Raw genomic sequence first — 26,694 nt, forward strand, 5'->3', positions numbered from 1 at the left:
GTCAAGAGCGGATTCGGTCGCGTTTTGGTCACATGCCGCCCTGAGTGACCCGATGACTGCGGGCCTCGTGTCCCAGTTCGCCTTGGTACCGTTCCGCGCGTAGGAGGCTGTTCCGCGCGTACGAGGCTGTTCCGCGCATGGGAGGCAGAAAATTCCTGCCCCCTACGCGCGATTCCGCTTTCCAGGTCGGCCGCGATGGGTCGGAACGCACCAACGGCCTGGAGGCCCGGTGCGGGTCGGACCCGCACCGCGCCTCCAGGCCGTGCTCGCGGTGCCCCAGGGGCGTCCCCGCGCGTCGCGTTGGTCAGGCGGCGGCGAGCCGCCCCATCTCGGCGACCACCTCACGGAGGCGGTCGGCCAGCTCGTCGCGCGACGCGACCGTGAACCGGTGCGCCGCCTCGATGACGGCGGCCATCACGAGCGTGACGGCGGTCCGTGCGGAGTCGGCGTCGGTCCGTTCGGCGGCGACCTCGACGACGGCGAGCCGCGCCTCGGCCATCCACTGCAGCATCGTCGGCACCATCTCCGGCCGTGCCTGCACGAGCGCCTTCATGCGGCGACGGTCCTCGGGGAGGTTCACCGTCTGCGCGACGAGCTCGCAGAGGTCGGCCACGAGCGGGCCCGACGTCGCGAGGAAGGCCTCGCGAGCCGCGGCGGGGATCGTCGTCGTCGGGAGCCCGAGCGCGGCGTGGCCCTTCGACGGGAAGTAGTTGAAGAACGTCCGCGGCGAGACCCCGGCGGCGGCGCAGATCTCCTCGACCGTGACGCCGGCGAGCCCGCGGTCCGTGACGAGGTCGATCGCCGCGTGGTGGATCGCCGCCCGGGTCTGCTGCTTCTTGCGCTCCCGCAGGCCGCTGTCAGCGGCGCTGCGTGCGTCGGCGCTGCGTGGTGCTTCGGTGGTGGTCACGTGCTGCTCCTGGTGCGGATCGGGGCCTCCCACCCGTGCGGTGGGAGGCCCCGAGCGGCCTAGTCGTCCGACGAACCGCGCTGGACGGCGATGGAACCGGTGACGGGCGCCGTGGGCGAGCCCATGGTGTCCGCGGCCTTGACCGCCTGGACCTCGAGGTCGTCCGCCGTGCGGTCGTTGTCTGCCTGCTCCTGCAGTGCCGAGCTCTTGCGGAGCGGCGGCGCCTTGAAGAACCAGCTGAGGACGAACGCCAGCAGGATGACCGCGAACCCGACCCAGTAGACCGTGACGGCCGACGTGTTGAAGCCGGTCATGAACGGCCGCGTCAGCGCGGAGTCCGCACCGTTGAGGTAGGACGTGTCGCTCGTCTCGCTGCTCGAGGAGCCCTTGTCGCCGGTGCCCTTGTCGATCTGCTTCGACAGGGTCGGCGCAAGGTCCTGCACCCAGTACGTGCGCTGGGCCGAGTCGGACCAGTCGACGACGAGCTTGCCGTCCTGCACGCTGGCGTGCGCCTTGTCGGCGGCGGCGGTGAGGGCCTGCTGCTGGACCGCCTCGGGAGCACCAGCCGTGGCCTGCGTCACCTGCGCGGTCGCGGCGTCGAGGCCGGACTGCACCTGCTGCTTGATCGGCGTGACGATCGGGTTCCAGATCTGGTCCATGACGCCCTGGTTCGCCTTGGCGCTGGCGACCGTCGGGTTGAGCGCGGCGTCGAGTGCGCCGGTCAGGTTCTTCTGGTCGGCCGTGGCGTGCAGGATGTTCGCCGGCATGATCGAGAACAGGACGCTCAGGAGCACCGCGGTGCCGAGCGTTCCACCGATCTGGCGGAAGAACGTCGCCGAGCTGGTCGCCACACCCATGTCGCGCGGCTGCACCGAGTTCTGCGAGGCGAGGGTGATGCTCTGCATGAGCTGGCCGAGGCCGAGGCCGATCAGGAACATGCCGATCATCAGGAACCAGAGCGGCTTGTCGATCGTCATGAACGTCAGGACGACGTAGCCGATCGAGACGAGCGCGGTGCCGATCACCGGGAAGATCCGGTACTTGCCGGTGCGGGCGACGATCTGGCCGGAGGCGATCGAGGCGATCATCAGACCGCCGATCATCGGCAGGGTCGCGAAGCCCGACTCGGTCGGGGTCAGCCCGGTGACGATCTGCAGGTACAGCGGGATGGTCAGCATGGCGCCGAACATCGCGAAGCCCACGAGGAAGCCGAGGATCGTGGCCATCGAGAAGACGCCCGAGCGGAAGAGCTTCAGCGGGATGATCGCGTCGTCCTTCATGAGCGTCTCGATGACGAGGAAGGCGACGAGACCGAGGGCACCGATCACGTAGCAGGCGATCGCGCCGGCCGAGCCCCAGCCCCAGGTGCGGCCCTGTTCGGCGACGAGGAGGAGGGGGACGAGGGTCACGATGACCGAGGTGGCGCCCCACCAGTCGATGCGCGGCTTGGCCTTGGCGTCGCCGAACTTCGGGAGGTGCAGGAACGCGATGACCATGAGGAGTGCGGCCACGCCGATCGGGACGTTGATCAGGAAGACCCAGCGCCAACCGGTGACACCGAGGATCGTGCTCGCGCCGGCGAACAGACCGCCGATGAGCGGACCGATCACGGACGAGATGCCGAACACCGCGAGGAAGTACCCCTGGTACGTCGCGCGCTCACGCGGGGCGAGGATGTCACCCATGATCGCGAGCGGCAGCGACATCAGCGCACCGGCACCGATTCCCTGGAAGGCACGGAACGCGGCGAGCATGATCATCGAGGTCGACATCGTCGAGAGCAGCGAGCCGAGGATGAAGACCGCGATGCCGAAGATGTAGAGCGGACGACGGCCGAACACGTCGGAGAGCTTGCCGTAGATCGGCGTCGTGATGGTGCTCGCGATCAGGTACGCGGTCGTCACCCAGGCCTGCTGGTCGAGGCCGTGCAGGTCGTCGCCGATGGTGCGGATGGCCGTGCCGACGATCGTCTGGTCGAGCGACGACAGGAACATGCCGGCCATGAGGCCGTAGATGACGAGGAGGATCTGACGGTGCGACATGATCGGCTTCCCGGGCTGGCCGGCCGGGGAGCTCTGTCGTCCGCGCTGCACCTCGACGGGTGCGGTGGCAGTAGACATGGGGATCCTTCAGGGGTGCGTGTGGTGGTCGTGGTCGCGAGGGGCGCCGGAGCGTTGTGGCGGGCCGATGACGGCGGGTCAACCTTGCAGACGCTGCAACTTTACACCACGAGCAGGTTTGCTGCCAACGCAAAATTTCCTATTGCGCACGTTCGGTGAACGGCCTCTCAGGTACCGCGGTACCCCGTTGATCCAGGAAGCGCGGCACCGTGGAGCGTACGGTCCCGCACATGACTGACGAGCACGAAGGCCAGCGTCCGGAAGACGATGCTGCGCGGCTCGGACTCGTCGTCGTCGGTGAGGCAGCAGCGCTGCACTCCGGCGACGAGGCGGCTCTGGACGCGAGCGAACAGAACATCCGCGACACCATCGACGAGATGATCGACGAACCACTCACCGAGCGGCAGGAGCAGGTGGTCGAACGGTTGGCGTCGGCCGGGGGCACGCTCACCGCGGGTCTCAGCGGCGCCCTCGCCGCCCAGACGGGCCGGAGCGTCGACGACATCCTGGAGGGCGCCGCCCGCAGAGTGGTCTGGCAGCAACGACTGGCGGACCAACGCGACGCCGAGCGCGGTGACGACCACGGCACAGGCCACGGTCAGCGCGAGGACGCCGGCGGGCAGCAGCGTGAGCACCGGAACGACAACGGGCGCGACGAGGACTGATCCCCGCCGCGCCCGAACCGGCGACCGACTACTCGGTCACTGACTCCTGCACCTGTTCGCGCGCCACCGCACGGGCGGCCGCCTGACCGGTCGTTGTGCTCTTCACGATGTCGCTCAGGGTGAACCCGGCGGTGGTGCCGAGCAGTGCGTCGACCTCACTGAACTGGCTCACGACGCTCTTCGAGAGCGCACCGGCACCGTCGGACGAGACGACCGTGAGCTTGTCGATGTTGCCCATCGGCGCTGCGAGCTCGCGGGCGATGCTCGGCAGGGTCTCGATCGCCTTGACCCGCAGGACGGCCTCGGAGTGCTGCGCGAGGGCGTCCGCCTGGGCCTTCGTGGCGTCGGCCTCGGCCTGACCCTTGGCGCGGATCGCGTCGGCAGCGGCCTCACCCTCGGCACGGGAGGCGTCGGCCGCGAGCTTGCGCGCCTCGGCTTCGGCCTTGGCCTCGGCGGCGATCGCCTCGGCCGAGATGCGACGGGCCTCGGCCTGCGCACGGGCCGTCTCGACCTGGGCGGCAGCGGCGGCTTCGGCCTCCACCCGGGTCTTCCGCGCCTGCGCCTCGGCGACGGCGGACACCTCGGACTCGAGCTCGGCACGACGGAGTTCGGCACGCTTCTGCGCGGTGAGCTGCTCCTGCTCCACGACGCCCTGCGCCGCACGGGCCTGGGCGAGGGGGCCGGCCGCAGCCGCTTCGGCCGACGCACGGTCGGCGTCGAGCTGCAGGGCCGCACGCCGGATCGCGAGGGTGTTCTCTGCCTCGGCGATGGCCTGGTCCGCGGTGGCACGGGCCTCACGCGCTTCGCGGTCGGCCTGGGCCTCGGCGTTCTCGGCCTCGAGCCGGACACGGGCACGCTCGGCACGGCCGAGGTCGCTGATGTACTCGTTGCGGTCCGAGATGCCCTTGATCTCGAAGGAGTCGACGTCGAGCCCCTGGCTGTGCAGGGCGTCCTTCGCGACGTCGAGCACGGCGACGGTGAGCTGGTCGCGGTTGCGGATGATCGTCGACACGTCGGTCGCACCGATCGAGGCGCGGAGCGAACCCGACAGGACCTCTCGGGCGAAGTCGTCGATCTTCTTCTCCTGCCCGAGGAAGCGCTGTGCCGCCGCCCGGATGGAGGCGTCGGCCTCGCCCACCTTGACGAGCGCCACCGCCTCGACGTCGATCGTCACGCCGCGGGAGTCCTGCGCGTTGACGTTGATGTCGATCGCCCGTGAGCTGAGCGACAGCTTCGCGACCTTCTCGAAGAACGGCCGGACGAGCACACCGGCGCCGAGGACGACCTTGATGCCGGACTCGACGGTCTCGGTGCCGTCGGAGTTCTTCACCTTGCGGGACCGCTTGCCCGTGATGATGAGCGCTTCGTCGGCGCCGGCGTTGCGGTAGACGAGCTTGGCGTAGATCAGCGCGATGACCGCGATGACGATGATCCCCACGATGATCAGCGGGACGGCTCCGAGCGCGAACAGGACTTCCATGACTCCCCCTCCGGACCAGGCCGCAGCCTGGATTCCGCATCTGTTGTTCCGTTGCGTCCCATCCTACGAGAGCGCACGGACAGACGGGAGGCGGGGGGGGGGGGGGGGCCCCCCCCCCCCCCCCCCCCCGGGGGGGGGGGGGGGGGGCCCCCCCCCCCCCCCCCGCGCCCCCACTACACCACTCGACTCACACGGCGGCCAGCGCCGACGTCGGCGGGATGCGCGCTGCGCGCGCCGCCGGGTACAGCCCGGACACGCCACCGATCACGACGGTCGCTCCGAGGCCTCCGGCCACCGCCCAGACCGGGATCGCGATCGGCCACCCCTGCCCGATCGCGAACACGATCGTCACGCCGAGCCCGATCACCACGCCGGCCACCCCACCGAGGAACGACAACAGCAGCGACTCGACCAGGAACTGATCACGGATGTTCCGCCGCCGGGCACCGAGGGCACGTCGCACCCCGACCTCCGCCCGACGTTCGAGCACCGTGATCACCATCGTGTTCGCGACGCCGATGCCACCGACGAGCAGCGCCACACCGCCTATGCCGACGAGCAGCCCCGTGAAGGACTCGTCCGTGGCGTCCTTGGCGGCGAGCGCGTCCGACGGTCGGGTGACGCCGACGTCCTGCGGCGACCCGGGTCGGATGGCGCCGGCGAGGACGTCCCGCGACTCCTCGACCCGCGACGGGTCCACCCGTGTGTACACCGCCGTCGGGGACCCGTCGAAGCCGAGGTCGGTCGCGAGCCCTCGGGGCACGAACACCTGGTTGTCGAGGTCGTCGGCGAGCTGGATCTTGCCGAGGATCCCCACGACCTGCACCCACTGGCCGCCCATCCACACGCGGGAGTCCGGGCGGACCCGATCGATTCCGAGTGCCTCGGCGGCGTCCGCACCGAGGACGACCTGCGGCGGAGCACCCGCCGACGAGTCGATCCAGTGGCCCGAGACGAGCTTCCCGCCGAGCACTTTCGGGACGTCGCCCCACGCGGCCATCACGCCGATGCCCTTCGACTCCGGTGCCGGGACGAACTCGTTCCGGTACACCGCCGCGTCCGGCACCGTCCCGACGGCGGCGGCGCTCTGCACGGCGTCCTGCCGGAGGACCGACTCGAGCGCCGTCGCGGGCAGGGGCTGTGGCTCACCGAACCCCTGGGGTTGCGTGGCGGTGAGGACGTTCGTGCCGAGTGCGTCGAGCACCTGGTCGACCTTCGCCTTGCTCGACGACGAGATGCCGACGACGGCGATCATCGCGGCGATGCCGATCGCGATCCCGAGGGCGGACAGGACGACGCGGCCCGGACGGGTCCGGAGCCCGAAGACGCCGAGGCGGAGCAGGTCCGCGGGGCTGACGGTGCCGCGGGTCCGGGCGCTCACCGGGCACCTCGGATGGCGAGCGCGAGCGAAGCGGCGTCGACGTCGCCGTCGCCGTCGCTCCCGGACGTGGTCGAGTCGTCCTCCACGACACCGTCCCGCATCCGGACCCGGCGCGGCAGCGAGGCCGCGAGCGCCAGGTCGTGCGTGATCACCAGCACGGTCGTCCCCGACCGGTTGAGCTCGCGCAGCAGCTCCAGGATCGCGGCCCCCGACGCGGAGTCCAGCGCACCGGTCGGCTCGTCGGCGAGCAGGATCGTCGGGTCCCCGACGATCGCCCGCGCGATCGCCACACGCTGCTTCTCGCCACCGGACAGCTGGTTCGGCCGGTGGTCGACTCGGCCGCCGAGGCCCACCCGCTCGAGCGCCGCGACCGCCCGGCGGTGCCGTTCCCGACGACCGGTCCCGGCGTAGAGCAGGCCATCGGCGACGTTCTCCGCCGCGGTGGCACCGACCTGCAGGTGGAAGTGCTGGAACACGAACCCGACGTGGTCGGCGCGCAGCTGCGACAGCTCGTTGTCGGACATGGCGTCGACGTCGTTGCCGGCGATCGTGACGGTGCCCGAGGTCGGGCGGTCGAGCGTGCCGATGATGTTGAGCATCGTCGACTTGCCCGAGCCGGACGGCCCGACCACGGCCAGCAGTTCGCCGGGCGCGACGTCGAGCGTGACCCCCCGCAGGGCACCGACGTCGCCGTACGTCTTCGTGACGTCCCGCAATTGCAGTACAGACCCGGTCATCCGGGCACCACGACCTCGTCGCCCTCGGACACGCCGCCCGTGATCGCGATCCGACCGTCGGCGATGAACCCGGGCGTGACCCGCACCCGCTTCGTCGTCCCGTCCCGCCGCACCACGTCGACGCTGTACTTCCCGCCGTCGCCCGCGACCAGTGCCGCGATCGGCACCGACAGCACGCCCTTCTCGGTGGTGCCCTCGGCGTCGATCTGGGCCGACGCGGCCGCGGGCAGTTGGCGCGTCCCGGCGTCGAACGACACCGAGACGTCGACCTTCGAGCCGCCGTCCTCACTCGTGTTCGGCTGCAGGTCGGTGACCTCGCCGGACATTGCGTCGCCGGTGCCGTTGATCCGGACGCGCACCTTCGTGCCGACGGCCAGACGCTCGGCATCGCGCTGGGACACCGTCGCGGTCACGATCCGCTTCGTACTCGTCACCGTGAGGACGTCGCCTCCCGCCGGCTGCCCGAGCTTGCCGTCGACGGAGGCCACCCGGACGTCGCCGTCGACGAACGCGATGTCCGCGCTCGTGATGACGCCGGTGACCTTGTGGCCCCGGTCCGTCTGCCACTGCTTCACCGCGCGCTGGGTCCGCGGCCCGAACGTGTCGTCGACCGAGACGTCGTACCCGAGCGCCGCGAGGTTCTGGTTGAGCTGCCGCACGTCGGTGCCCTTCAGCCCACGCTCGAGCGACCGCCAGAGCGGCACGGTCCCGTGCATCGCCCGGACCCCGCGCTCGTCGACGGCGTAGAGGAACTCGTCGCTCCGGATGACCTGCCCGGGCTTCGGAAGCCACGTCAGGGTGCCCGATGCCGCTCCGGGGACGCCATTCGCGGTGCCGTAACCGAGCGTGCCGGCGAACACCTTCGAGTCGGTCAGGTCGCCCTTGTCGACGGTCGCGGTCGGTCCCGTGGAGCCGCCGCGAGCGCCACCACTGCCTCCGTCAGACGACGACGAAGAGGAAGACGCCGACGCCTGCTTCGAGGGGTCCACGATCGCCCACGTGCCCGCCCCCGCGGCGAGCGCCGCCACCAGGCAGACTCCCGCGACCGTCGCTCGCTTGCGGGTCCAGGTGGTCACTGCTCCACTACCGTTCCGCCCTCGCCGAAGGCCTCATCGCTGCACTTCCCGGCCACCTCTTCGAAGGCCGACTGGTCGTCGGCCTGGTACTTCGCCTGGGCGTCCTGCCCATCCGGGTAGTCGGAGAACCCGCCGTCGCGGATGCACTGCGCCATCTCCTTGAGCTTCTCGTCCGATCCCGGCATCGGCTTGGCCGCCTGGAACCCGCCGTCACCGGCGCCGCTGGACTCGCCCATGCAGGACTGCAGGTCGTTGCCCCACTGCTCCTGGTCGACACCCTCCGGCGCGCTGAGGGTCGTACCCCGGCCGCTGGACGACGGGTCCGGCATGTCGTACCCCTTGTCCCGCATGCACGAGGCCAGCGAGGCGCCCGAGCCGGACTTCGACGCGGAGGTCTCCTCGGCCTTCGGCGTCCCGCTCGAGCACGCGGCGAGCAGTCCCGGCAGCAGCACGGCGGCTGCGCCGACGGCCACGAGCGAGCGGGTGCGTCGGGCGGTCTTGGTGGTGTTCTTCATCATCTTCCTTCCTCCTGCGGCTGAGCGGGTCAGCCGACGTTCTGGGTCTTGGTGTCGGGCGCGAACTCGGCGAGGCAGTCGTGCATGGCCGTCTCGAACCCGACTTCTTCGGCACGCGGGTACCCCTCAGTGGAGATGCCGCCGGGCCGCTGCTCCGGGAAGTCCTCGTAGCCGTTCTCACGGATGCACGAAGCCACCTTCGCGTACTGCCGCTCCCACTCCTGCTTGTCCGCCTTGCTCGTTCCCTGCACCCCGGCGTCCTTCGCGCAGCGGGCCCCGGCGCGCTGGAACTCCTCTTGTTCGGCGCCGGGTGGGGCGGCGAGGACACCGGACTCGACACTGGCGTCGTCCGGGTCCTCGACCTCGAACCCGGCCTCCCGCATGCAGGCACCCCACTCGACGCCGACGCCGACGGTGGTGTCCTTCGCGGACGGCGCCCCGGACCCCGAGGAGCACGCCGCGAGGGCGAGGGGCAGCGCGCAGAGGAGCGCGGCGGCGGCCAGGACGGTGCGCCGACTTCGTGTGGTGTGCTTCATGTGACCAGCACACCGGATCGCCTGTTTCGGCCCGTGTACTCGCCGGGTTACACCGACGAAACGTCGACGCGCAGGCCGCCGTCGGCCCGTGCGGACACGTCCAACTGCCAGCCGTGTGCGTGCACGATCGACGCGACGATCGACAGCCCGAGGCCGCTGTGCCGGCCACCGGACGACGACGTGCAGCGTCGGAACGGTTCGACGAGCAGCGGCGCGATCTCGGGAGGCACGACGGGTCCGGAGTTCTCGACGACGAAGCCGTCGCCGCGCGTGGTCACGCGCACGAACCCGTCGGGTTCGTTGTACTCGACGGCGTTGCCGACGAGGTTCACGAGCAGCTGCCGGATCAACGTCGGCTCACCGGCGACGTGCTGACGGCCTGGAGGCGCGTCGTGCGTTTCGTGGACGAGCGTCACGCCCGCCTCGTGGGCACCCCCGGCGGCTCCCGCTACGACCTCGTCGGCGAGCTCCGCGAGGTCGATCTCCTGCTCGTCGCCAGCGAGACCACGATCGGCTTCGGCGAGCACCAGGAGCGACTCGACGAGGTGCTCGGTGCGCCGGTTCTGCTCCAGGAGTTCCTGGCGGATGGCACGGACGTCCGAGGTGTCGGCGCCGTCGTGCAACCCGATCTGCATCGCAGCCCGCTGGACGGCGAGCGGCGTCCGGAGCTCGTGGGACGCCTGCGCGACGAAGCGCCGCTGGCTCTCGAACGCCGTCTGCAGCCGGTCGAGCAGGTCGTCGACCGTGCCGGACAACCGCCGGAGCTCGTCGTCCGGCCCGTCGAGGGCGATGCGTTCGTGGAGGTTCGACGCCGTGATCCGGTTCGCCGTCGCCGTGATCCGGTCGATCGGTCGGAGCATGCGTCGGCTGACGAACCACCCCAGACCACCGGCGAGGACGCCCGCGCCCGCGATCCCGATCGCGGACCACTGCCACTGCTGCACGGCGACGAGCCGCACGACCGCCGCCGAGGGCAACTGCGTCGCATCGTCGTCCGGCTCTGCCGACGCGAGCGGCGCCGGTGACGCCGTGGACACCCGCCACTGCTCGACCTCCGCTGCTGCGCGGGTCGTCGCGTACGCCGTACCGACCCCGGCCTGCGACATGAGGTTCGAGAACACGACCACCCCGGTGGCGAGCGCCATCGCCGCGAGCGCGAACACCAGGGCGGTCCGGGTGCGGATGCTCCAGGTCCGCCCCACCCGCCTCACAGCGCGTAGCCCTTGCCCGGGACCGTCCGGATCGGGTCCGGGTCGCCGAGCTTCTTGCGGAGCTTCGACATCGTGACCCGCACCGCCGCGGTGAACGGGTCGATGTTCATGTCCCAGACCTTCTCGAGGAGTTCCTCGGCGGAGACGATGCGCCCGTCCGCCCGGAGGAGCGTCTCGAGCACCCCGAGCTCCTTCGAGGTGAGGTCGAGCGGCCGCCCGTCACGCGTGGCCATGCGTCGGTTGGTGTCCACGAGCAGCCCGGAGCGTTCGAGGACGGGTGCGACCGGGGCGACACTGCGCCGGCCGAGGGCACGGACCCGTGCGACGAGTTCCGGGTACTCGAACGGCTTCGGCAGGTAGTCGTCGGCGCCGAGCTCGAGGCCGTTCACGCGATCGGTCAGCGTGGTCGCCGCCGTGAGCATGATGATCCGGGTGAGGCTGCCGCGGGCGGCGAGACGGCGGGCGACCTCGTCCCCGTGCACCCCCGGGATGTCCCGGTCGAGCACGACGACGTCGTAGTCGTTCACCGCGAGCAGCTCGTCGGCGTGGTCACCGCGGTAGGCGACGTCGACCGCCATGTCCTGCCGGGTCAGACCCTTCGCGACGAGGTCGGCGAGGGCGACCTCATCGTCCACCACGAGTACACGCATACATGTACTGCATACGATGTTCCTATGAGTGCGCTGGGTCGACACGGACCACCCCCGCCTGCTCGTCGACGCTGATGACGAACTCGGCGCCGCCGGCACGCGGGAAGACGACGAGCGGGACGGTATCGATGCTGAGGTGGTCCATACCCCGAGTCTTCGGGGCATGGTGTTTCGTCACCGTAACCGGCGCACCGCCGGGGCGGGTCAGGCGTCGAACGGCACCTCGCCGTCACGGCTCACACCGGCGCGCTGCCGGTACGCGAGGTGTCCACCGAGGTACCCGCCGACCCCGACGACCGCGAGTCCGGCGAACCCGAGGAGCTTCCCGGCTCCGTGGTTCCCGCGCTTCCGCTGCATCCACGACAGCCCGTACAGCGAGATGCCCGCCCAGTTCACGGCCTGGTGCACCCACCCGGTCCGGAGCTGTTCGCGGTCGAGCTCGGACCAGTCGACGTACCCGGCCACGCTCGCGCTCCCGGAGGACACGAGCCCGACCCCGACGAGGGTCTTCGCGGCCTTCGCGTTCCCCTTCCCGCCGATCAGGTCGAGGACCGCGGCGGAGATCCACGCGCCGAGCGGGACCTGCACCATGAGCGGGTGCAGCGGGTGCCCGAAGGGCACACCGTGCAGCAACTGCCGGAGGGCCTTCGGCTTCGCGAGGGCGCGGACGACGGAGCGATCGATGTCGACGGCCTTGTCGAGCACGCTCGCGTGCTCGACGGCGTCGGTGAGGCGACGGAACGCGCGGATCTCAGGCATGCCCTGCAGCCAACACCCTGGAGGCCCGTCACCGGTCTCAGGAACCGGTGGCGGGCCTCCAGGCAGCCGCGTTCAGTGCGTCGGTCTACTCCTCGACGATCTCCGCCAGTTCGAACGGCTCGACCGTCAGCTCGTCGCCGCCTGCGGCGACGTCCACGCGGACGGTGTCGCCGTCCCGGACGTCACCCGACAGGATCGCCCGCGCGAGGCGGTCGTCGATCTGCCGCTGCATGAGCCGGCGGAGCGGCCGCGCGCCGTACACCGGGTCGTACCCGCGTTCGGCGAGCCAGGCCCGGGCATCCGGGGTGACCGCCAGCTCGAGCCGACGGTCCGTCAGCCGACGTGCGAGTCGGTCGACGTACAGCGAGACGATCTGGCCGAGGTCCTCCTCCGTGAGCGCCTGGAACACGACGATGTCGTCGAGTCGGTTGATGAACTCGGGGCGGAAGGCCTGCTGCACGAGCTCCCGGACCGCCTCGTCACGCTGGACGTCGGTGAGCGACTGGTCCGTCATGAACTGCGAGCCGAGGTTCGACGTCAGGATGAGGATCGTGTTCCGGAAGTCCACCGTCCGGCCCTGCCCGTCGGTCAGGCGACCGTCGTCGAGGACCTGCAGCAGCACGTCGAACACCTCGGGGTGCGCCTTCTCGATCTCGTCGAGCAGCACCACGGAGTACGGGCGCCGCCGGACGGTCTCGGTGAGCTGCCCGCCGGCCTCGTACCCGACGTACCCGGGCGGGGCGCCGATGAGCCGCGCGACCGAGTGCTTCTCGCCGTACTCGCTCATGTCGATGCGGACGAGGGCCTTCTCGTCGTCGAACAGGAACTCGGCGAGCGCCTTGGCCAGCTCGGTCTTGCCGACACCGGTGGGGCCGAGGAACAGGAACGAGCCCGTCGGACGGTCCGGGTCGGAGATGCCCGCGCGGGTGCGACGGACGGCCTCGGACACGGTGCTCACTGCGGAGCGCTGCCCGATGATCCGGCGACCCAGTTCGTTCTCCAGGTGCAGCAGCTTCTCGGTCTCGCCCTGGAGCAGCCGCCCCAGCGGGATGCCCGTCCACTGCGCGATCACGGCGGCGATGTCCTCGTCGGTGACACTGTCGTTGACCATCCGGTCGGTGGACCCGGCTCGTTCGGCAGCGGCGAGCTCCGCTTCGATGCGCGGCTTATCGGCGTACTCGAGCCGCGACACGGTGGCGTAGTCGGCTTCGCGCTGGGCCCGCTGGCTGCGCATGTTGAGGTCGTCGAGCTGCTGCTTGAGCTCGCCGATCCGGTTGAGGCTCGCGCGCTCGGCCTGCCAGCGCTGCTCGAGGGCGGCGAGGCGTTCCTCACGCGTGTGCAGTTCGTTCCGGAGGGTCTCGAGGCGCGCCTTCGAGGCGTCGTCCTTCTCCTGCTTGAGCGCGAACTCCTCGACACGCAACCGGTCGACGTTCCGCTTCAACTCGTCGATCTCGACCGGGCTGGAGTCGATCTCCATGCGGAGTCGGCTCGCTGCCTCGTCGATGAGGTCGATCGCCTTGTCCGGCAGCTGTCGCCCGGAGATGTACCGGTTCGACAGGCTTGCCGCAGCCACGAGGGCGGAGTCGTTGATCGACACCTTGTGGTGCGCCTCGTACCGTTCCTTGAGCCCGCGGAGGATCGCCACGGCGTCCTCGACGCTGGGCTCCCCCACGTAGACCTGCTGGAAGCGGCGCTCGAGTGCGGCGTCCTTCTCGATGTACTCGCGGTACTCGTCGAGGGTCGTCGCGCCGATGAGCCGCAGTTCGCCACGGGCCAGCATCGGCTTGAGCATGTTCGACGCGGCGACGGAGCCCTCGCCACCACCGGCGCCCATGAGGGTGTGCAGCTCGTCGATGAACGTGATGACCTGCCCTTCGGAGTCGTTGATCTCCTTGAGCACGGCCTTGAGCCGCTCCTCGAACTCGCCGCGGTACTTCGCGCCGGCGATGAGGGCGGAGATGTCGAGCGACACGAGTCGCTTGTCCTTGAGGGAGTCGGCGACGTCGCCGGCGACGATGCGCTGCGCGAGGCCCTCGACGACGGCGGTCTTGCCGACGCCGGGTTCCCCGATGAGCACGGGGTTGTTCTTGGTGCGGCGGGTCAGCACCTGGCTGACGCGCCGGATCTCGGCGTCACGGCCGATCACCGGGTCGAGCTTGCCGCTCCGGGCGATCGCCGTGAGGTCGACGCCGTACTGCTCGAGGGCGGTCTTCTGTCGCTCTTGCGAGTCAGGAGCACCCTGGAGGTTCGCCATGCGTTCCGTCCTTTCGTCACGGTGTGCGTGTACTTGAGTCTACTCCACTCAACTTACGAGCGCGGCGGCGCATTCCGGATTCCGACGGCACTCACCACAGCGCCGGCGAGCAGGAGCAGTGCCATCACGATCACGGCTCGGTGGAACCCCGCCGTGCTCATGCCGCCACCGAGCACGATGCCCGCGAGCGCCACCATCACGAGGCTCGCGATCCGCGCGATCGCGTTGTTCACGGCCGACCCCACACCGGCCTCGTTCTCCGGCACCGACCCGAGCACGGCACTCGTCAGGGGCGTCACCATGAGGGAGATCCCGACGCCGACCAGCACCAGCCCGGGCAGGATCGACCACCAGTACGCCCGTGGGTCATCTCCGGCGAGCACCATCAACACGGCACCGATCGCTCCGACCGCGGGCCCGGCTGCCATGAACCACCGCGGTCCGTACTTCCCGGCGAAGGCGCCGACGGTCGTCGAGAGCGCCAGGAGCAGCAACGTCGGCGGCAGTGTGGCGATGCCGGCGAGCCAGGCGGGGAGCCGCCAGACCTCCTGCAGGAACAGCGTCACCACGAAGCCGACCATCCCGAGGGCGCCGTAGATCGACAACGTCGCCAGGTTCCCGACGGTGAAGTTCCGCGCCCGGAACAGTGCGAGCGGCACCAGGGGTGCACCGGTCGTCCGGGTCACCCGGAGCTCCCACGGCACGAACGCCACGAGCGCCGCGGCCCCGACCACGAGGGCAGCGACCACCACCGGGGACCCCCACCCGAGCCGTTCCTGCTCGATCAACCCGAGGACGACCCCACCGACGCCGAGCACCGCCAGCACCGCCCCCACGACGTCGATCCGCGGCCGGTGCTCGTGCCGGACGTCACCCGTGATCCGGAGCACGAGCGGGATCGTCACCGCGATCGGGATCGCCGTGAGCACGAAGATCCACCTCCAGCCCAGACCGTCGACGATCAGGCCACCGACCACCGGCCCGACGATCACGGCAGCGCTCGACCACGCCGTCCACGAACCGATCGCCTTCGACTGCGCAGCGCCTCGGTACGCCGCCACGATGAGCGCGAGCGAACTCGGGGTCACGAGCGCCCCGCCGACACCCTGCAGCGCCCGGGACACGATGAGGACCTCGCCCGTCGGAGCTGCGGCGCACGCGATCGAGGCCACCCCGAAGACGACGAGACCCCACGTGATGATGCGCACCCGGCCGAACACGTCCGACAGCGACCCGGCCACGAGGATGAGCGAACCGAGCGTCACCATGTACGCGTCGACGACCCACTGCTGCACGACGAGCCCACCACCGAGCTCCTGCCGGATCGCCGGGAGCGCGACGTTCACGACGCTCGCGTCCAGCCCGACCACGAACGAGGCCAGGATCGCCACGACCAGCACGATGCGCCGGTCGTCCCGGAGCGGCGCGGAGGTCATGTGCTCATCCTCCACCCGCGAGTCGCACCTCGCACCGTGCGAGGTCGACCCGCCCAGCGTGCGACGTTCCGCACACCGTGCGAGGCGCGCGGCGTCCCACACTCGTCGGAACCTCGCACACTGCGGACGCCCGCGCCCCCGCGCATGACGAAGCCCCCGCGACCGGAGTGGTCGCGGGGGCTTCCGACAGGACGGGGCTGGGTCCTAGTTCCTGTGGTCCGAGTTCGGCTGCACCGACGGGCCGGGGTTCACGACCGGCTGGGCGACGGGTGCCGCGGGCTCAGCCGCGGCGGTGTTCATGCGCTCAGCCTGCACGCCAGCATCGGTGCCCTTGGCCTTCTTGTCGTCGTCGCCCATCTCCTTCTTGAAGATGTTGATCGACTGCCCGAGACCCTTGGCGAGCGCCGGGAGCTTGGTCGCACCGAACAGCAGGATGACGATCCCGAGGATGATCAGCAGGTGTACGCCACCGAGGTTTCCGAGCATCATGACTCCTTGAATCTGGATCTGGTCGCCGTCTCCGTGTCACCGTCGACGCGTGCGGCGGAGGTCCGTCGTCCGACCATCGTAACTCGCACGCCCCGGGAAGCCCAGGCCGGGCACCCGAACGGACACCGTTCGCACAGGCAGCGGGAGGATCGGGAGCGAGTCAGTACGCCCCGCGAGAGCGAAGAACGGACGGGATCGTGCGCGCCAGGATCACGACGTCGTGTGCGAAGGACCAGTTCTCGACGTAGTGCAGGTCCAGGCGAAGCCCGTCCGCCCAGTCGAGGTTCGATCGGCCGCTGATCTGCCAGAGCCCGGTCATACCCGGGGTCACGAGGAGCCGGCGGTCGGCGAAGTCTTCGTACGCTGCCACCTCACGCGCACTCGCTGGGCGCGGCCCCACCAGGCTCATCGTGCCGTTCAGGACGTTCCACAGCTGCGGGAGTTCGTCGAGCGAAGTCCGCCGGAGGAAGGCACCGACTCGCGTGATCCGGGGATCGACACGCAGCTTGAAGTGCGGCCCGTCACCGTCGTTCGCAGCGTAGAGGTCGTCGAGCCGGGCTTCGGCGTCCGTGCACATCGTCCGGAACTTGACGATCGAGAACTCCTCGCCACCACGTCCGACGCGGGGCTGCCGGAAGAATGCCGGGCCACCGTCGTCGATCCGGATCACGAGAGCGATGATCGCGAAGACCGGTGAGAGGAGGACCAACCCGACGACGGCACCGACCACGTCCAGCGCACGCTTGCCGAACCGGCGCCGGTAGTCCGGCGTCTCGACGTGCATGAGGGGCAGACCGTCGACCGGGCGCTCGTGCACGCGGCCGGCGGCGATGTCGGCCAGCGGGGACGACACGACGAGTTCGATGCCGCGCTCTTCGAGCTGCCAGCCGAGTCGACGGAGCCGCTCGTGCCCGCCCCGGACGGCGCCGGCGACGACCACCGCGGAGACGTTCCCGCTCTGCGCGAGGTCGAGGACGTCGTCGATCCCACCCACGACCGGGACGACCGAGCCGTCGAGGTCGACCTCCGTGCCGGGCTCCGCGCAGTCCGACACGACGGCACGGACGCGGTACCCGGCGGTCGGCGTGGCCGCGATGCGACGACCGACGTACCGGACGTCCTCGACGTCACCGACCAGCAGGACGTCCTGCAGCCGCTCGCCGCGGGCACGGCGCCGCACGAGGACGGTCCGCAACGCCTTGCGACCGAGCGTGAGGAACAGCAGCCCGAGCGGGAAGGCGATGGCGACGTACCCCCGGGCGATGTCGATGCTCGCGGCGTACGCCACCACGGCGACGACCGCGCCTGCGAGCAGACTGGCGGTCAGGAGCCGGCGGTACTCGTCGCCGCCGACCCCGGTGATGCGGGGGTCACGCGTGCGGAACGCCACGAGGAGGACCATCCACACGACGACGATCGCGGGCGCCACGACGAACTCGATCCATCCGGCGTCGACCGACCAGCGCGAGAGTTCCCACGGGAACCGGAGGACGTGCGCCACGGCGAACGCGGCGAGCAGGAGTCCGAGGTCGAGAGCAGCGGTGCCGACGGCGGGACCGCGGCGGGTCCGTGCGCGGTCGTGAGCGTGCAGACCCGCGCTGTCCGCCGGGGCGGATCCGGGACGGGGAGCCAGGCGGAGCGCGAGGGACATCGGGAGGACCTCCAGTCGGCGACCGGCACGACGGAGGTCGACCGGACGCGCTCCGCCGAGAGTCACAGCGGGGTAGCGCGTCCTGTCAATATATCAGCCTGGTGTGCAGTATTTCAACCGCCGAGGACGTCGTTCAGCGTGGTCATGACCGGCGCCGTCCGGAGCGCCGGCACATCGGCCTCGGTCACGCCGCGGAGTCGGAACGAGACCGTCTCCCCAGGCAGCAACGTCATGAACCCACGATCCACCGCGCCGCCTGACGCGACCCGGTCCGGCTGCACGAGGAAGTCGCGCACGAGACTCTCCGCCTCCACGACGAGCTGGAGGCCGTCCTCGCCGACCGGGGTGAAGGACGTCCGGTACCGCGCCGGCTCCCACCGCATGTCCTTGTCCGGCGCCGGGGTCCACACCGCACGGCGCCAGTCCATGTCCGCCACGACGAGCTCGTTGGTGGGGTCGTCCACCACGCCGACGGACTCGGGCAGCGCCACGACGGCGACCCCGGCCGCCGAGAGGCGCACCGGGAGCGTGACCTCGGCGAGGACCGTCCCCGCGAGCGTGATCCGTCGGACGCGCACGACGCTGTCGTGGCCGGCGCGCGTGGAGCGGACGGCGACCTCGATGGGCGCGTGCCCGAACGCGCCGGGCGACACCCCGAGCGACAGCGTGTCCGCTCGGTCGCCCGCCTCGTCGGCCGCCGACGCACCGGCATCGGGCGATCCGTCACCAGCCGACCCGGCGGCCACCGGCCCAGCGCCCGCCGACGACGGAACCGTAGCCGACGACGCGGGGCGATCCGCGCCTCCCGGACCGGCGTCGTCGACCGACGCCGACGTGCCGGACGTCCGCACCGGCCGGATCGTCAGCAGCACGTCGTCGTAGAGCCGGCGCAGCTCGTGCGCCAGCGGCTTCAGCCGCCCCGCCGAGTCGATCGCCGACCACGAGGACACCGGCCACAGGTCGTTCAGCTGCCAGACCACGACCCCGGTGTTGCGGGGCCAGTGCGTCCGCCAGTGCTCCACGCCCGTCGCGATCGCTCTCGCCTGCTGGAGCTGCGTCAGGTAGTGCCACTCGTCGAAATCGTGCGGCGAGACCGAGCCGAACCGCGGCGCGAGCCCCCGAGCGAGCTTCCCCATGCCGTCCGCGGCCTTCTGGTGGTGGACCACACCGGGCGAATCGACGGCTAAAGGTGAGTCACGCACGGCATCGCGAAGGGTGCGCCACGCGGGCGGCGCCTGCCACCCGAACTCGGAGACGAACCGCGGCACGGAGTCACGGTAGTGGTCGTCGGACAGGCGGTTCCAGACGTCCCACGAGTGGTGCGTCTCGTGGTCGACGTCGTTCGCGAACAGCGACTCGTCGCCCGACCACGGCGATGCGACCGTGTAGAAGCGGGACGGATCCACGGCGTCGACGATCGTCGGCAGCAGGTCGAGGTAGTAGTCGAGCCCCCAGCCGCGGTCCCCGAGGTCGTCTCCCCAGTTGTCGACCCCGTGCAGCCAGATGTTCTCGTTGTTGCCGTTCCACACCACGAGCGACGGGTGCCGCGACAGGCGTGCGACGTTGTCCCGGGCCTCGGCGATGACCTCGCTGCGGATCGGCTCGCCCTCGGGGTAGGCGGAGCAGGCGAACGGGAAGTCCTGCCAGACGAGCAGCCCGAGTTCGTCGCAGACCTCGTAGAAGTCGTTCGACTCGTACACACCGCCGCCCCAGACGCGCACGAGGTTCACGTTGAGGTCGACGGCTGCGTCGAGTCGAGAGGACACCCGCGAGCGGTCGACCCGCGACACGATGACGTCGTCCGGGATCCAGTTCACGCCACGCACGTCGATGAGTGTGCCGTTGACGTGCACGTTGAACGGCTTGCCGATCTCGTCCGCGCCCGTGTCGATGCGCGTCGACCGGAAGCCGGTGCGGAAGGTGTTCCGGTCGAGGACCTCGCCGTCGACGGTCTGCAGCTCGACGACCACGTCGTACAGGGCTTGCTCGCCGTACCCCCGCGGCCACCAGCGCTGCACGTCGGGCACGCGGACGGTGACCACGGTCTCGTCGTCCTTCGGCGTGAGCTGCGCGCGGGACCGCTGACGCGTCGCCGTCCCCTCGGCGGTCTCGCCGCTCACCGTCACGACGAGCACGAGGTCGTCGTCCTCGCCGTCCTGGTCGAGATCGTTCAGCCCCGAGCGCTCGACCGTGAGATGCGCGTCGAGCACACCTTCGCCCGCCTCCACGTCGACCAGCGGTCGGACCTCGCGCAGTCGCGCGGTTGACCACCGCTCGATCGCGATCGGTCGCCACGGGCCGCTCGTCACCGCGGTCAGGCCCCAGTCCCAGCCGAAGTTCGAGGCCATCTTCCGGATGTACGGGAACGGCTCGTCGTACGGTCCGGGCATGCTGCCGGCCTTCGCCGCGACACGACCGGCTTCGCGGTAGGGCGATTCGAACAGGACCTCGAGGGTCTTGCGGCCGCGGCCGACCCCGCCGGTCTGGTCGCGCGCGTCGAAGCGGTAGCGCCGGTGCATGTTCCGGGTGGTGCCCACGACCACGCCGTCGAGGCTCAGCTCCGCCACCGTGTCGAGCCCGTCGCACACCAGGTCGACGCGTTCGAAACCCTTCGCGTCGACGTCGACCGTCCGCCGGTACGCCCAGTCCGCGCGGCCGACCCACTTGCCGGCGTCCTCGTTCCGGTCGAACGTCGGGTCCGCCAGCAGACCCTCGCGTTCCAGGTCGGTGTGCACCTGCCCCGGTACGGTCGCCGGGATCGTGCGGCCGGCGACACCGTCCGGAGCGCCGGTTCCTCCGACCATGGTCACGGTCCAGTCGTCGCGGAGTTCCTCGCGTTCGAGGGTCATGCGGGTCCTTCTCTGGGCGGACAGGGTGTCGTCCACCTCGGTCGGGACGCCGGCCGGTGGCCCGCCCCGTGGCCGGTTCTTCGGCCTGGAGGCGCGGCACCGGTTGGCCGGGCGTCGTCGCGTTCGCGCGCGCGGACGCTGGTGCGGTCGCGCGTGGGGGTGCTCGGCGATGCTAGTACGGGGAGCTTGCACGGTTCCGAGTGGCAGGCTGGAATGCGTGATCACAGTTGCTCTCGCCGCGGCCCTGCGTGACGCCGGACTCCGCTGGCACCCCACGACCGGGGACCGGTTCGTCATCGACAAGCCCGGCGTCGACGACGACGTCTACACGGTGTCGGAGATGACCGTCGAACGCCACGACTACCCGTCCGGCACCGTGCTCGGGTTCAACGGGACGACCGAGTGGGCGCTCGACTCGGTCGACGCCGCCGAGTCGTTGTGGCTTCCGCGCGAGGACCAGCTGCGGGACCTGCTCGGGCCGGCCTTCGTCTCGCTGACCCGGTCGGGGTCTGACTTCGTCGTGACCGCGGTGGTCGGCGGCACCTCGCAGGAGTTCGGCGCGCCCGGTGCGGCGGACGCGTACGGCGGGGCGCTGCACGCGTACATCCGGTCCGCGCTGGACTGACACGACGCGCGCCGTCGCCGCCTCGGAGTTGCACGGAGGGCCCGGCCGGCATCGCCGGTCGGGCCCTCCTGCGTCTTCCGCAGCCGATCAGGCGCGGTGACGGCCGTGCTCGGCACGCCCGCGCCGGATCCAGACCAGGAGTACCAGACCCGCAAGCAGGAGGACGATCCCGGACGGGAGCGCCACCTGGACGACCTCGGACCCGGTGAACGCGAGTTCGAGAGGAGCCGCCTCGGCACGCAGGGTGGTGCGGTACTCGTTCGAGAACACCCACGTCGGCTGCACGGCGGTCGCGGTGCGCATCGACCGGGCCTGCCCGACCGTCGCCGCACCCGGCGCCTCCGTCGTGTCGCCGTCGGCGCGCGGCACCTGCGCGGTCAGCTGGCCCGTCAGGACCACGGTTCCCTTCGCAGCCTCCGCTGCGGAGACGACGTGCGGATGCTGCGTGACGGCGGTCGTCCGCGCTCCCGGCTCGAGCGCGGTGTCCTCGACGGTCACCGCCGGCAGCTCGGCAGCGGCGCGGAGGTCGCGGACGTCCAGGTTCCCGGTGTTGACCACCGTGAAGCGGACCCACACCTCGGTCCCCGGGTGCAGCGCGCGGTCGCGGTCCACGGCGACGAACGCACCCGTCGCGTCGCGCACGACCGCTTCGCCGGACAGGTCGAGCGAGCTCGCAGCCGCGAGGCCGACGGTGACCTCGTCGCGATCGGAGACGGTCGCGCCGCCGGGAGCGGTCGCCTCGGCCACCGCGGCGACGGTCACGCTGCCGTGGTCGACGTCCGCCTGGGTGAGGACGTACTCGGGGACCGTGCAGTCGACGTGCGCACCCGGCGCGGTGTCGGTGGGCGCGCAGGCGACGGGCAGGTCGGCCAGCTCGACGATCTCGGCGTGCGTTCCGGACAGGGTGACGTTGCCCGTGTTCGTCGTCCGCACCGAGACCGACACCCGGTCACCGGCCTGCGGGACGTCGTGCTCCGACGCGGCCAGGTGCGCGACGACGGTCAGTTCGATCCCGGGCTCGCGCTCGATGTCCGTACCGGCCTCAGCGTCGGCCGTCACCGTCGTGCCGTCCGAGCCGGTCGCGGAAGCGACCAGGGTGAACGAGACCTTGCCGGCATCGACCTCCTGCTGGGTGAGACGGTGTGCTGCGACGGTGCACTCGGTGCGGGCGCCGGGTGCGAGTTCGGCGTCGGCGCAGGTGACCGTCATGTCGTCCCGACCCGTGACCAGCGCGGACGGATCGCGCACGGTCACGTTGCCGGTGTTCTCGACCGTGAGGGTGACCCGAGCGGCGTCGCCGGCGTGCACGGTGCCGTCGTGGTCGACCGCGGCGGTCGCGGTGGCCCGGATGGCGGGTGCCCGGACGATCTCGAGCGTGGTCGCACCGTTCGCCTCGGCGCGCTGCCGGTCGGCGCCGGTGGCGGCGACGTCCACGGGGAACCGGACCGCGCCGGCGTCCACCTCGGCGTGGGTCAGCGTCACGGAGGACACCTCGCACGTCACCGAGTCGCCGGGAGCGAGCTCGTCGGTCGGGCAGGAGACGGTCAGGTCGTCGCGGTCGGTCACGTGGGCGCGGACACCGGTCACCGTGACGTTGCCCGTGTTCCGCACCGTGATCGACACCGTCGCGGTGTCACCGGCGAGCGGCACCTCGTGCTCGGTCGGGTCGAGCACGCTCGTCGCCGACGTCTCGACGGCCGCGGTCCGAGCAAGCTCGACGGAAGCGCTGTCCTTGCCGGTGGCCTCGCGTCCGCCGGGGCCGGAGGCCGTCGCGGTCACGGCGAAGTCCACCGAGCCGTGGTCGATCTCGACCTGCGTCAGATCGTGGTCCTCGATGGTGCAGTCCCGCTCCGCTCCCGGTGCGAGGGCTCCCGTCGGGCAGCTGATCGTGCTGTCACGCCCGTCGAGCGATGCGGCGACGTCGTTCAGCGTGCTGTTGCCGGTGTTCCGGACGGTCAGGCCGAGCGCGACGTGGTCGCCGGCCTCGGGAGCTTCTCCCGGCGCGGCCAGCGACGCGGAGAGGGTGGCGCCGAGAGTGTTACGCCGCTCGAGCTCGACCGACGCCGAGTCCGTCGAACGGACCGGCTGCCCGGACGGAGCGGTGGCCTGCATCTGCGCCTCGGACGTCACCGAGCCACGGTCGATGTCCGCCTGGGTGACGACGTGGTCGGGGACGACGCACTCGGTCGTCTCGCCCGGCGAGAGCGGACCGGTGGGGCAGACGATCCGGGCGTCCGGGCGTCCGTCGACGGACCCGGCGACGTCGGTGAGCGTGACGTTGCCGGTGTTCCGCACCTGGACCGTCCTGGTGACGACGTCACCGGGGGCCGGGTTCTTCCCCTCGGCGCGCAGCGCAGCGGAGAGGGTCGAGGAGAGGGACGGCGCTTGCACGACGGTGTCCTGGGACGCGCGAGCGTCTGCTCGCACGGGCGCACCGGCGACGTCGGTCGCAGTGACGTTCGCGGCGAACGCGACGGAACCGGCATCGACGTCCGCCTGGGTGATCGTGTAGGCACCGGTGACCTCACAGTCCACCGAGGCACCCGGCGCCAGCGACTGCACATCGCACTGCACAGAGAACTCGGGGCGGTCGGGCAGCGTGACGACGACGTCACGGACCGACGTGTTGCCGGAGTTGCGGACCGTCGCGGTCAGCTGCACCTCGTCGCCGACACCCGGGCGACCCTCGGCCCGGGGCGCGATCACGAGCGCCACTGCGGCGGCGCTCTCGGTCGCTTCGACGCGTGCGGACGCCGTGCCGGCCACCGGAACCCCGAGACGGGAGAGGGCACCGACCTCGACGGTGTCCTCGATCGCGCCGGAGTCCACGTCCGCCTGCGTCACGTCGCGTGGTGTCGTCGAGCACTCGGTCGAGGCTCCCGGAGCGAGTGTGGCCACGTCGCAGCTGAACGCGCCCTGGTCACCAGACAGCTCCAGCGCGCGGACCGGGACGTTGCCCTGGTTCTCGACGCGGGTGACGAACGCGATCTGCTCACCCAGGTCGGCGATGTCGTCGCCGTTGCCGCCGGTCACGACGCCGCGCTCGGACACGCCCAGGACGTTGCGCTCCGGCTCGAACGTCACGCTCGCGGCGGTCGGCAGGTCGACACCCATGTGCTGGGTCACGACGTCGCCGGTGATCGTGTACGTGCCGGCCGTGGCCGCGCGGACGTCGAAGGAGACCGTGCAGTCCGCGGCGTCGATGGCGAGGTCACCGGCGACCGAGACGTCCGCGGCTCCGGGCTCGACCGTCGTGTCTGCTCCGGTGCAGGTCGTCTGGAGCTTCGGGTCGCTCGCGACCGTCAACCCCTCGGGCAGGCGTTCCGCGAAGGACCAGCCCGGCTTCGAGCCGCGCTCGGACGTGTTCACGACCGAGACGGTCATGCGAGCGGTGTCGCCGACGATCGGGGTGCCAGCGAAGGCGTTCGCGAGCGTGGGCGTCGAGTCGACGATCGTCACGCGGTCGATGGCACCATCGTTGCCGCTGTACGAGGACTGCTCGTTGCGCAGGCGCCAGCGCAGGGCGTCCCCGGAGAACAGCACGCCGCCGCTGGAGACGAACTCGCCGCCGCGGTAGCTGGCCCCGTTCACGGTGAACGCCTGCGAGCGAGGGTCGGTGCACGGGTCGATCGCCCGCTCGGACACTGGGTGTTCCGTGTCTCCGTCGACGAGCAGGAAGTTGAGCAGCGGGTGCGTGTAGCCGACGCAGGCTCCGGCGGCGGCGCTCACCCCGAAGGAGACGAACCGCCCCGTCGAGCCGAGGGAGAACGCATCACGGGACTCGACCTGCACCGCGTTGCGGGGAAGGTTCCGGGAGGACGTCCAGGCGCTCACCGCATGGTTGGTACGGGGGTCGTTCCCGGTGATCCGCCCGAGCACGTCACTGAGGTTGCGAAGGTCCGCGTTGGCCGTGCACGCAGCGACGTTCGAGCTCGTCGCACTGGTGATGATCCCGTTGCACTGCGATGCGTCGACCCATGCCGGGTCTGCGGTGTACCGCTCACCCTCTGCACCGACGTACTGGTCCAGCATGATCGGCGTGGTCGCGACGTCGTGCTCGAAGTCCTCGACGAACAGGACGCGAGGCCCGTCGAAGACGTCGTTCGAGCGAGGCGCAGCGGCGGTGGCAGACGGGGCAGCCGCCGCGATCCCCGGTGCACCAAAGGGTACGGCGATGGCGGCGATCACCCCGACCGCGGTCGCGGCCAAGGACAGGTTCCGGTGGGAACTTGGCAAGAGGAACTCCGAGGTCGAGCGGCAGTGGCACGCCAGTATGTTGGATTCCAGTAGACGGGGCAAATCGTCGGCGCGCCCGGCTGGGTGTTCCCGGAATGACCCTCGGGGGCCGTTTGGTTGCATGGCACCATGACCGTTCCGAACATCACCCTCAACGACGGCAAGACCATCCCGCAGCTCGGCTTCGGCGTCTTCCAGATCGAGCCCGAGAACACCAAGGAAGCGACGCTGACCGCGCTCGAGGTCGGGTACCGCCACATCGACACCGCCGAGATGTACGGCAACGAGAAGGAGGTCGGCGAGGCCATCGAGGCGTCCGGGATCCCCCGCGAGGAGATCTTCGTCACCTCGAAGCTCAACAACGGGTTCCACGACCCCGAGGCCGCGCTCGAGAACGGCAAGAAGTCCGCTGACCTGCTGGGCGGCTACACCGACCTCTTCCTCATCCACTGGCCCCTCGCCACCGTCGTCGACTTCGTCCCGACGTGGAAGTCGATGGAGGAGCTCTACCGCGGCGGCATCGCCCGGTCGATCGGCGTGAGCAACTTCCAGGCGCACCACCTCAACCGGCTCGCCGCCGAGACCACGATCACCCCGGCCGTGAACCAGATCGAGGTGCACCCGTACCTCACGCAGGACGAACTCCGCGCGTACGGCCGCGAGCACGGCATCGCGACCGAGGCCTGGTCCCCGATCGCCCAGGGCCTCGTGCTCGACGACGAGACCATCACCCGCATCGCCGGCAACGTGGGCAAGTCCCCGGCGCAGGTCGTCCTCCGCTGGCACGTCCAGCGCGGCGACATCGTCTTCCCGAAGTCGGTGACGAAGGCCCGCGTGCAGGAGAACTTCGACATCTTCGACTTCGAGCTCTCCGACGGCGACATGACCGACATCTCGTCACTCGACAAGGGACACCGGACGGGTCCGGACCCGGACACGTTCGACTACGTCCCGGCCTGAGTCGTCACCACACGACAGAGGGGAGGGGGGGGGGGCGCCGGCCCCCCCCCCCCCCCCCGGGGGGGGGGGCGGGGGGCGGGGGGGGGGGCCCGGGGGGGGGGGGGGGCCGGGGGGGGGGGGGCGCCCCCCCCGGGGGCCCGGGGGGGCACAAGGAGGT

The 26,694-nt window shown here is 70.9% G+C and carries 21 protein-coding genes; 3 read left to right on the forward strand and 18 right to left on the reverse strand.

Annotated features, from left to right (window positions below; translation table 11 throughout):
* Positions 1–304: 304 nt before the first annotated feature.
* Both ABIC61_RS11150 and ABIC61_RS11155 read right to left on the reverse strand, forming a co-directional pair.
* Entirely contained in the window at positions 305–907 is a 603-nt protein-coding gene (locus tag ABIC61_RS11150; RefSeq protein WP_354029947.1) for a TetR family transcriptional regulator, read from the reverse strand.
* A gap of 59 nt (positions 908–966) precedes the next feature.
* Positions 967–3,027 (reverse strand): MDR family MFS transporter, encoded by a 2,061-nt coding sequence (locus ABIC61_RS11155; RefSeq protein ID WP_354029948.1) that lies wholly within the window; start codon positions 3,025–3,027, stop codon positions 967–969.
* 230 nt (positions 3,028–3,257) lie between these two features.
* Here ABIC61_RS11155 and ABIC61_RS11160 point away from each other — a divergent pair, with 230 nt between their 5' ends.
* Positions 3,258–3,692, forward strand: coding sequence for a hypothetical protein (locus ABIC61_RS11160; RefSeq protein ID WP_354029949.1), 435 nt, complete (start codon positions 3,258–3,260; stop codon positions 3,690–3,692).
* Positions 3,693–3,720: 28 nt separating this feature from the next.
* On the opposite strand, the gene ABIC61_RS11165 is transcribed toward ABIC61_RS11160, so the two are convergent.
* The 15 genes from ABIC61_RS11165 to ABIC61_RS11235 all read right to left on the reverse strand — a co-directional run bounded on the left by ABIC61_RS11165 (position 3,721) and on the right by ABIC61_RS11235 (position 20,716).
* Positions 3,721–5,172, reverse strand: a complete 1,452-nt coding sequence (locus tag ABIC61_RS11165) for an SPFH domain-containing protein (protein ID WP_354029950.1) — start codon at positions 5,170–5,172, stop codon at positions 3,721–3,723.
* A gap of 187 nt (positions 5,173–5,359) precedes the next feature.
* Entirely contained in the window at positions 5,360–6,553 is a 1,194-nt protein-coding gene (locus tag ABIC61_RS11170) for an ABC transporter permease (RefSeq protein WP_354029951.1), read from the reverse strand.
* The gene (locus ABIC61_RS11175; RefSeq protein WP_354029952.1) at positions 6,550–7,290 is read right to left on the reverse strand and encodes an ABC transporter ATP-binding protein; all 741 of its coding nucleotides are present in this window, start codon (positions 7,288–7,290) and stop codon (positions 6,550–6,552) included. Before ABIC61_RS11175 ends, ABIC61_RS11170 begins: the two co-directional genes overlap by 4 nt.
* On the reverse strand, positions 7,287–8,366 hold the full coding sequence (locus tag ABIC61_RS11180) for a peptidoglycan-binding protein (RefSeq protein WP_354029953.1): 1,080 nt from the start codon (positions 8,364–8,366) through the stop codon (positions 7,287–7,289). The genes ABIC61_RS11175 and ABIC61_RS11180 overlap by 4 nt, the downstream gene beginning before the upstream one ends.
* Positions 8,363–8,881, reverse strand: coding sequence for a hypothetical protein (locus tag ABIC61_RS11185; protein WP_354029954.1), 519 nt, complete (start codon positions 8,879–8,881; stop codon positions 8,363–8,365). The genes ABIC61_RS11180 and ABIC61_RS11185 overlap by 4 nt, the downstream gene beginning before the upstream one ends.
* 29 nt (positions 8,882–8,910) lie before the next feature.
* Positions 8,911–9,417: a hypothetical protein gene (locus ABIC61_RS11190; protein ID WP_354029955.1), complete on the reverse strand. Its 507-nt coding sequence runs from the start codon at positions 9,415–9,417 to the stop codon at positions 8,911–8,913.
* A 47-nt stretch (positions 9,418–9,464) separates the two neighbouring features.
* A complete protein-coding gene (locus tag ABIC61_RS11195) occupies positions 9,465–10,628 on the reverse strand; it encodes a sensor histidine kinase (RefSeq protein WP_354029956.1) in 1,164 nt (387 codons plus the stop codon).
* Entirely contained in the window at positions 10,625–11,278 is a 654-nt protein-coding gene (locus tag ABIC61_RS11200; RefSeq protein ID WP_354029957.1) for a response regulator transcription factor, read from the reverse strand. Before ABIC61_RS11200 ends, ABIC61_RS11195 begins: the two co-directional genes overlap by 4 nt.
* A gap of 22 nt (positions 11,279–11,300) precedes the next feature.
* Positions 11,301–11,423 carry a hypothetical protein gene (locus ABIC61_RS11205; RefSeq protein WP_354029958.1) on the reverse strand — a complete coding sequence of 41 codons (123 nt, stop codon included), beginning with the start codon at positions 11,421–11,423 and terminating at the stop codon, positions 11,301–11,303.
* A 59-nt stretch (positions 11,424–11,482) separates the two neighbouring features.
* The gene (locus ABIC61_RS11210; RefSeq protein ID WP_354029959.1) at positions 11,483–12,037 is read right to left on the reverse strand and encodes a DUF2231 domain-containing protein; all 555 of its coding nucleotides are present in this window, start codon (positions 12,035–12,037) and stop codon (positions 11,483–11,485) included.
* An 85-nt stretch (positions 12,038–12,122) separates the two neighbouring features.
* Positions 12,123–14,291, reverse strand: coding sequence for an ATP-dependent Clp protease ATP-binding subunit (locus ABIC61_RS11215; RefSeq protein WP_354029960.1), 2,169 nt, complete (start codon positions 14,289–14,291; stop codon positions 12,123–12,125).
* A gap of 53 nt (positions 14,292–14,344) precedes the next feature.
* On the reverse strand, positions 14,345–15,727 hold the full coding sequence (locus ABIC61_RS11220) for an MFS transporter (protein WP_354029961.1): 1,383 nt from the start codon (positions 15,725–15,727) through the stop codon (positions 14,345–14,347).
* A gap of 204 nt (positions 15,728–15,931) precedes the next feature.
* Positions 15,932–16,216, reverse strand: a complete 285-nt coding sequence (gene tatA / locus ABIC61_RS11225; protein ID WP_440130722.1) for a twin-arginine translocase TatA/TatE family subunit — start codon at positions 16,214–16,216, stop codon at positions 15,932–15,934.
* 160 nt (positions 16,217–16,376) lie between these two features.
* Positions 16,377–17,933: a sugar transferase gene (locus ABIC61_RS11230; RefSeq protein WP_354029962.1), complete on the reverse strand. Its 1,557-nt coding sequence runs from the start codon at positions 17,931–17,933 to the stop codon at positions 16,377–16,379.
* Between the two features lie 47 nt (positions 17,934–17,980).
* The gene (locus ABIC61_RS11235; protein ID WP_354029963.1) at positions 17,981–20,716 is read right to left on the reverse strand and encodes a glycoside hydrolase family 2 protein; all 2,736 of its coding nucleotides are present in this window, start codon (positions 20,714–20,716) and stop codon (positions 17,981–17,983) included.
* 217 nt (positions 20,717–20,933) lie between these two features.
* Between ABIC61_RS11235 and ABIC61_RS11240 the strand changes: the two genes are divergently transcribed.
* Positions 20,934–21,341: a pilus assembly protein CpaE gene (locus tag ABIC61_RS11240; protein ID WP_354029964.1), complete on the forward strand. Its 408-nt coding sequence runs from the start codon at positions 20,934–20,936 to the stop codon at positions 21,339–21,341.
* Between the two features lie 87 nt (positions 21,342–21,428).
* On the opposite strand, the gene ABIC61_RS11245 is transcribed toward ABIC61_RS11240, so the two are convergent.
* Positions 21,429–25,577: a CLIPPER-2 domain-containing protein gene (locus ABIC61_RS11245; RefSeq protein ID WP_354029965.1), complete on the reverse strand. Its 4,149-nt coding sequence runs from the start codon at positions 25,575–25,577 to the stop codon at positions 21,429–21,431.
* A gap of 129 nt (positions 25,578–25,706) precedes the next feature.
* On the opposite strand from ABIC61_RS11245, the gene ABIC61_RS11250 reads away from it, so the two are divergent.
* Entirely contained in the window at positions 25,707–26,537 is an 831-nt protein-coding gene (locus ABIC61_RS11250) for an aldo/keto reductase (protein WP_354029966.1), read from the forward strand.
* Positions 26,538–26,694 lie beyond the last annotated feature (157 nt).

Origin of the sequence: Curtobacterium sp. 1544, assembly GCF_040544915.1 — a bacterium.
Lineage (GTDB): Bacteria > Actinomycetota > Actinomycetes > Actinomycetales > Microbacteriaceae > Curtobacterium > Curtobacterium pusillum_C.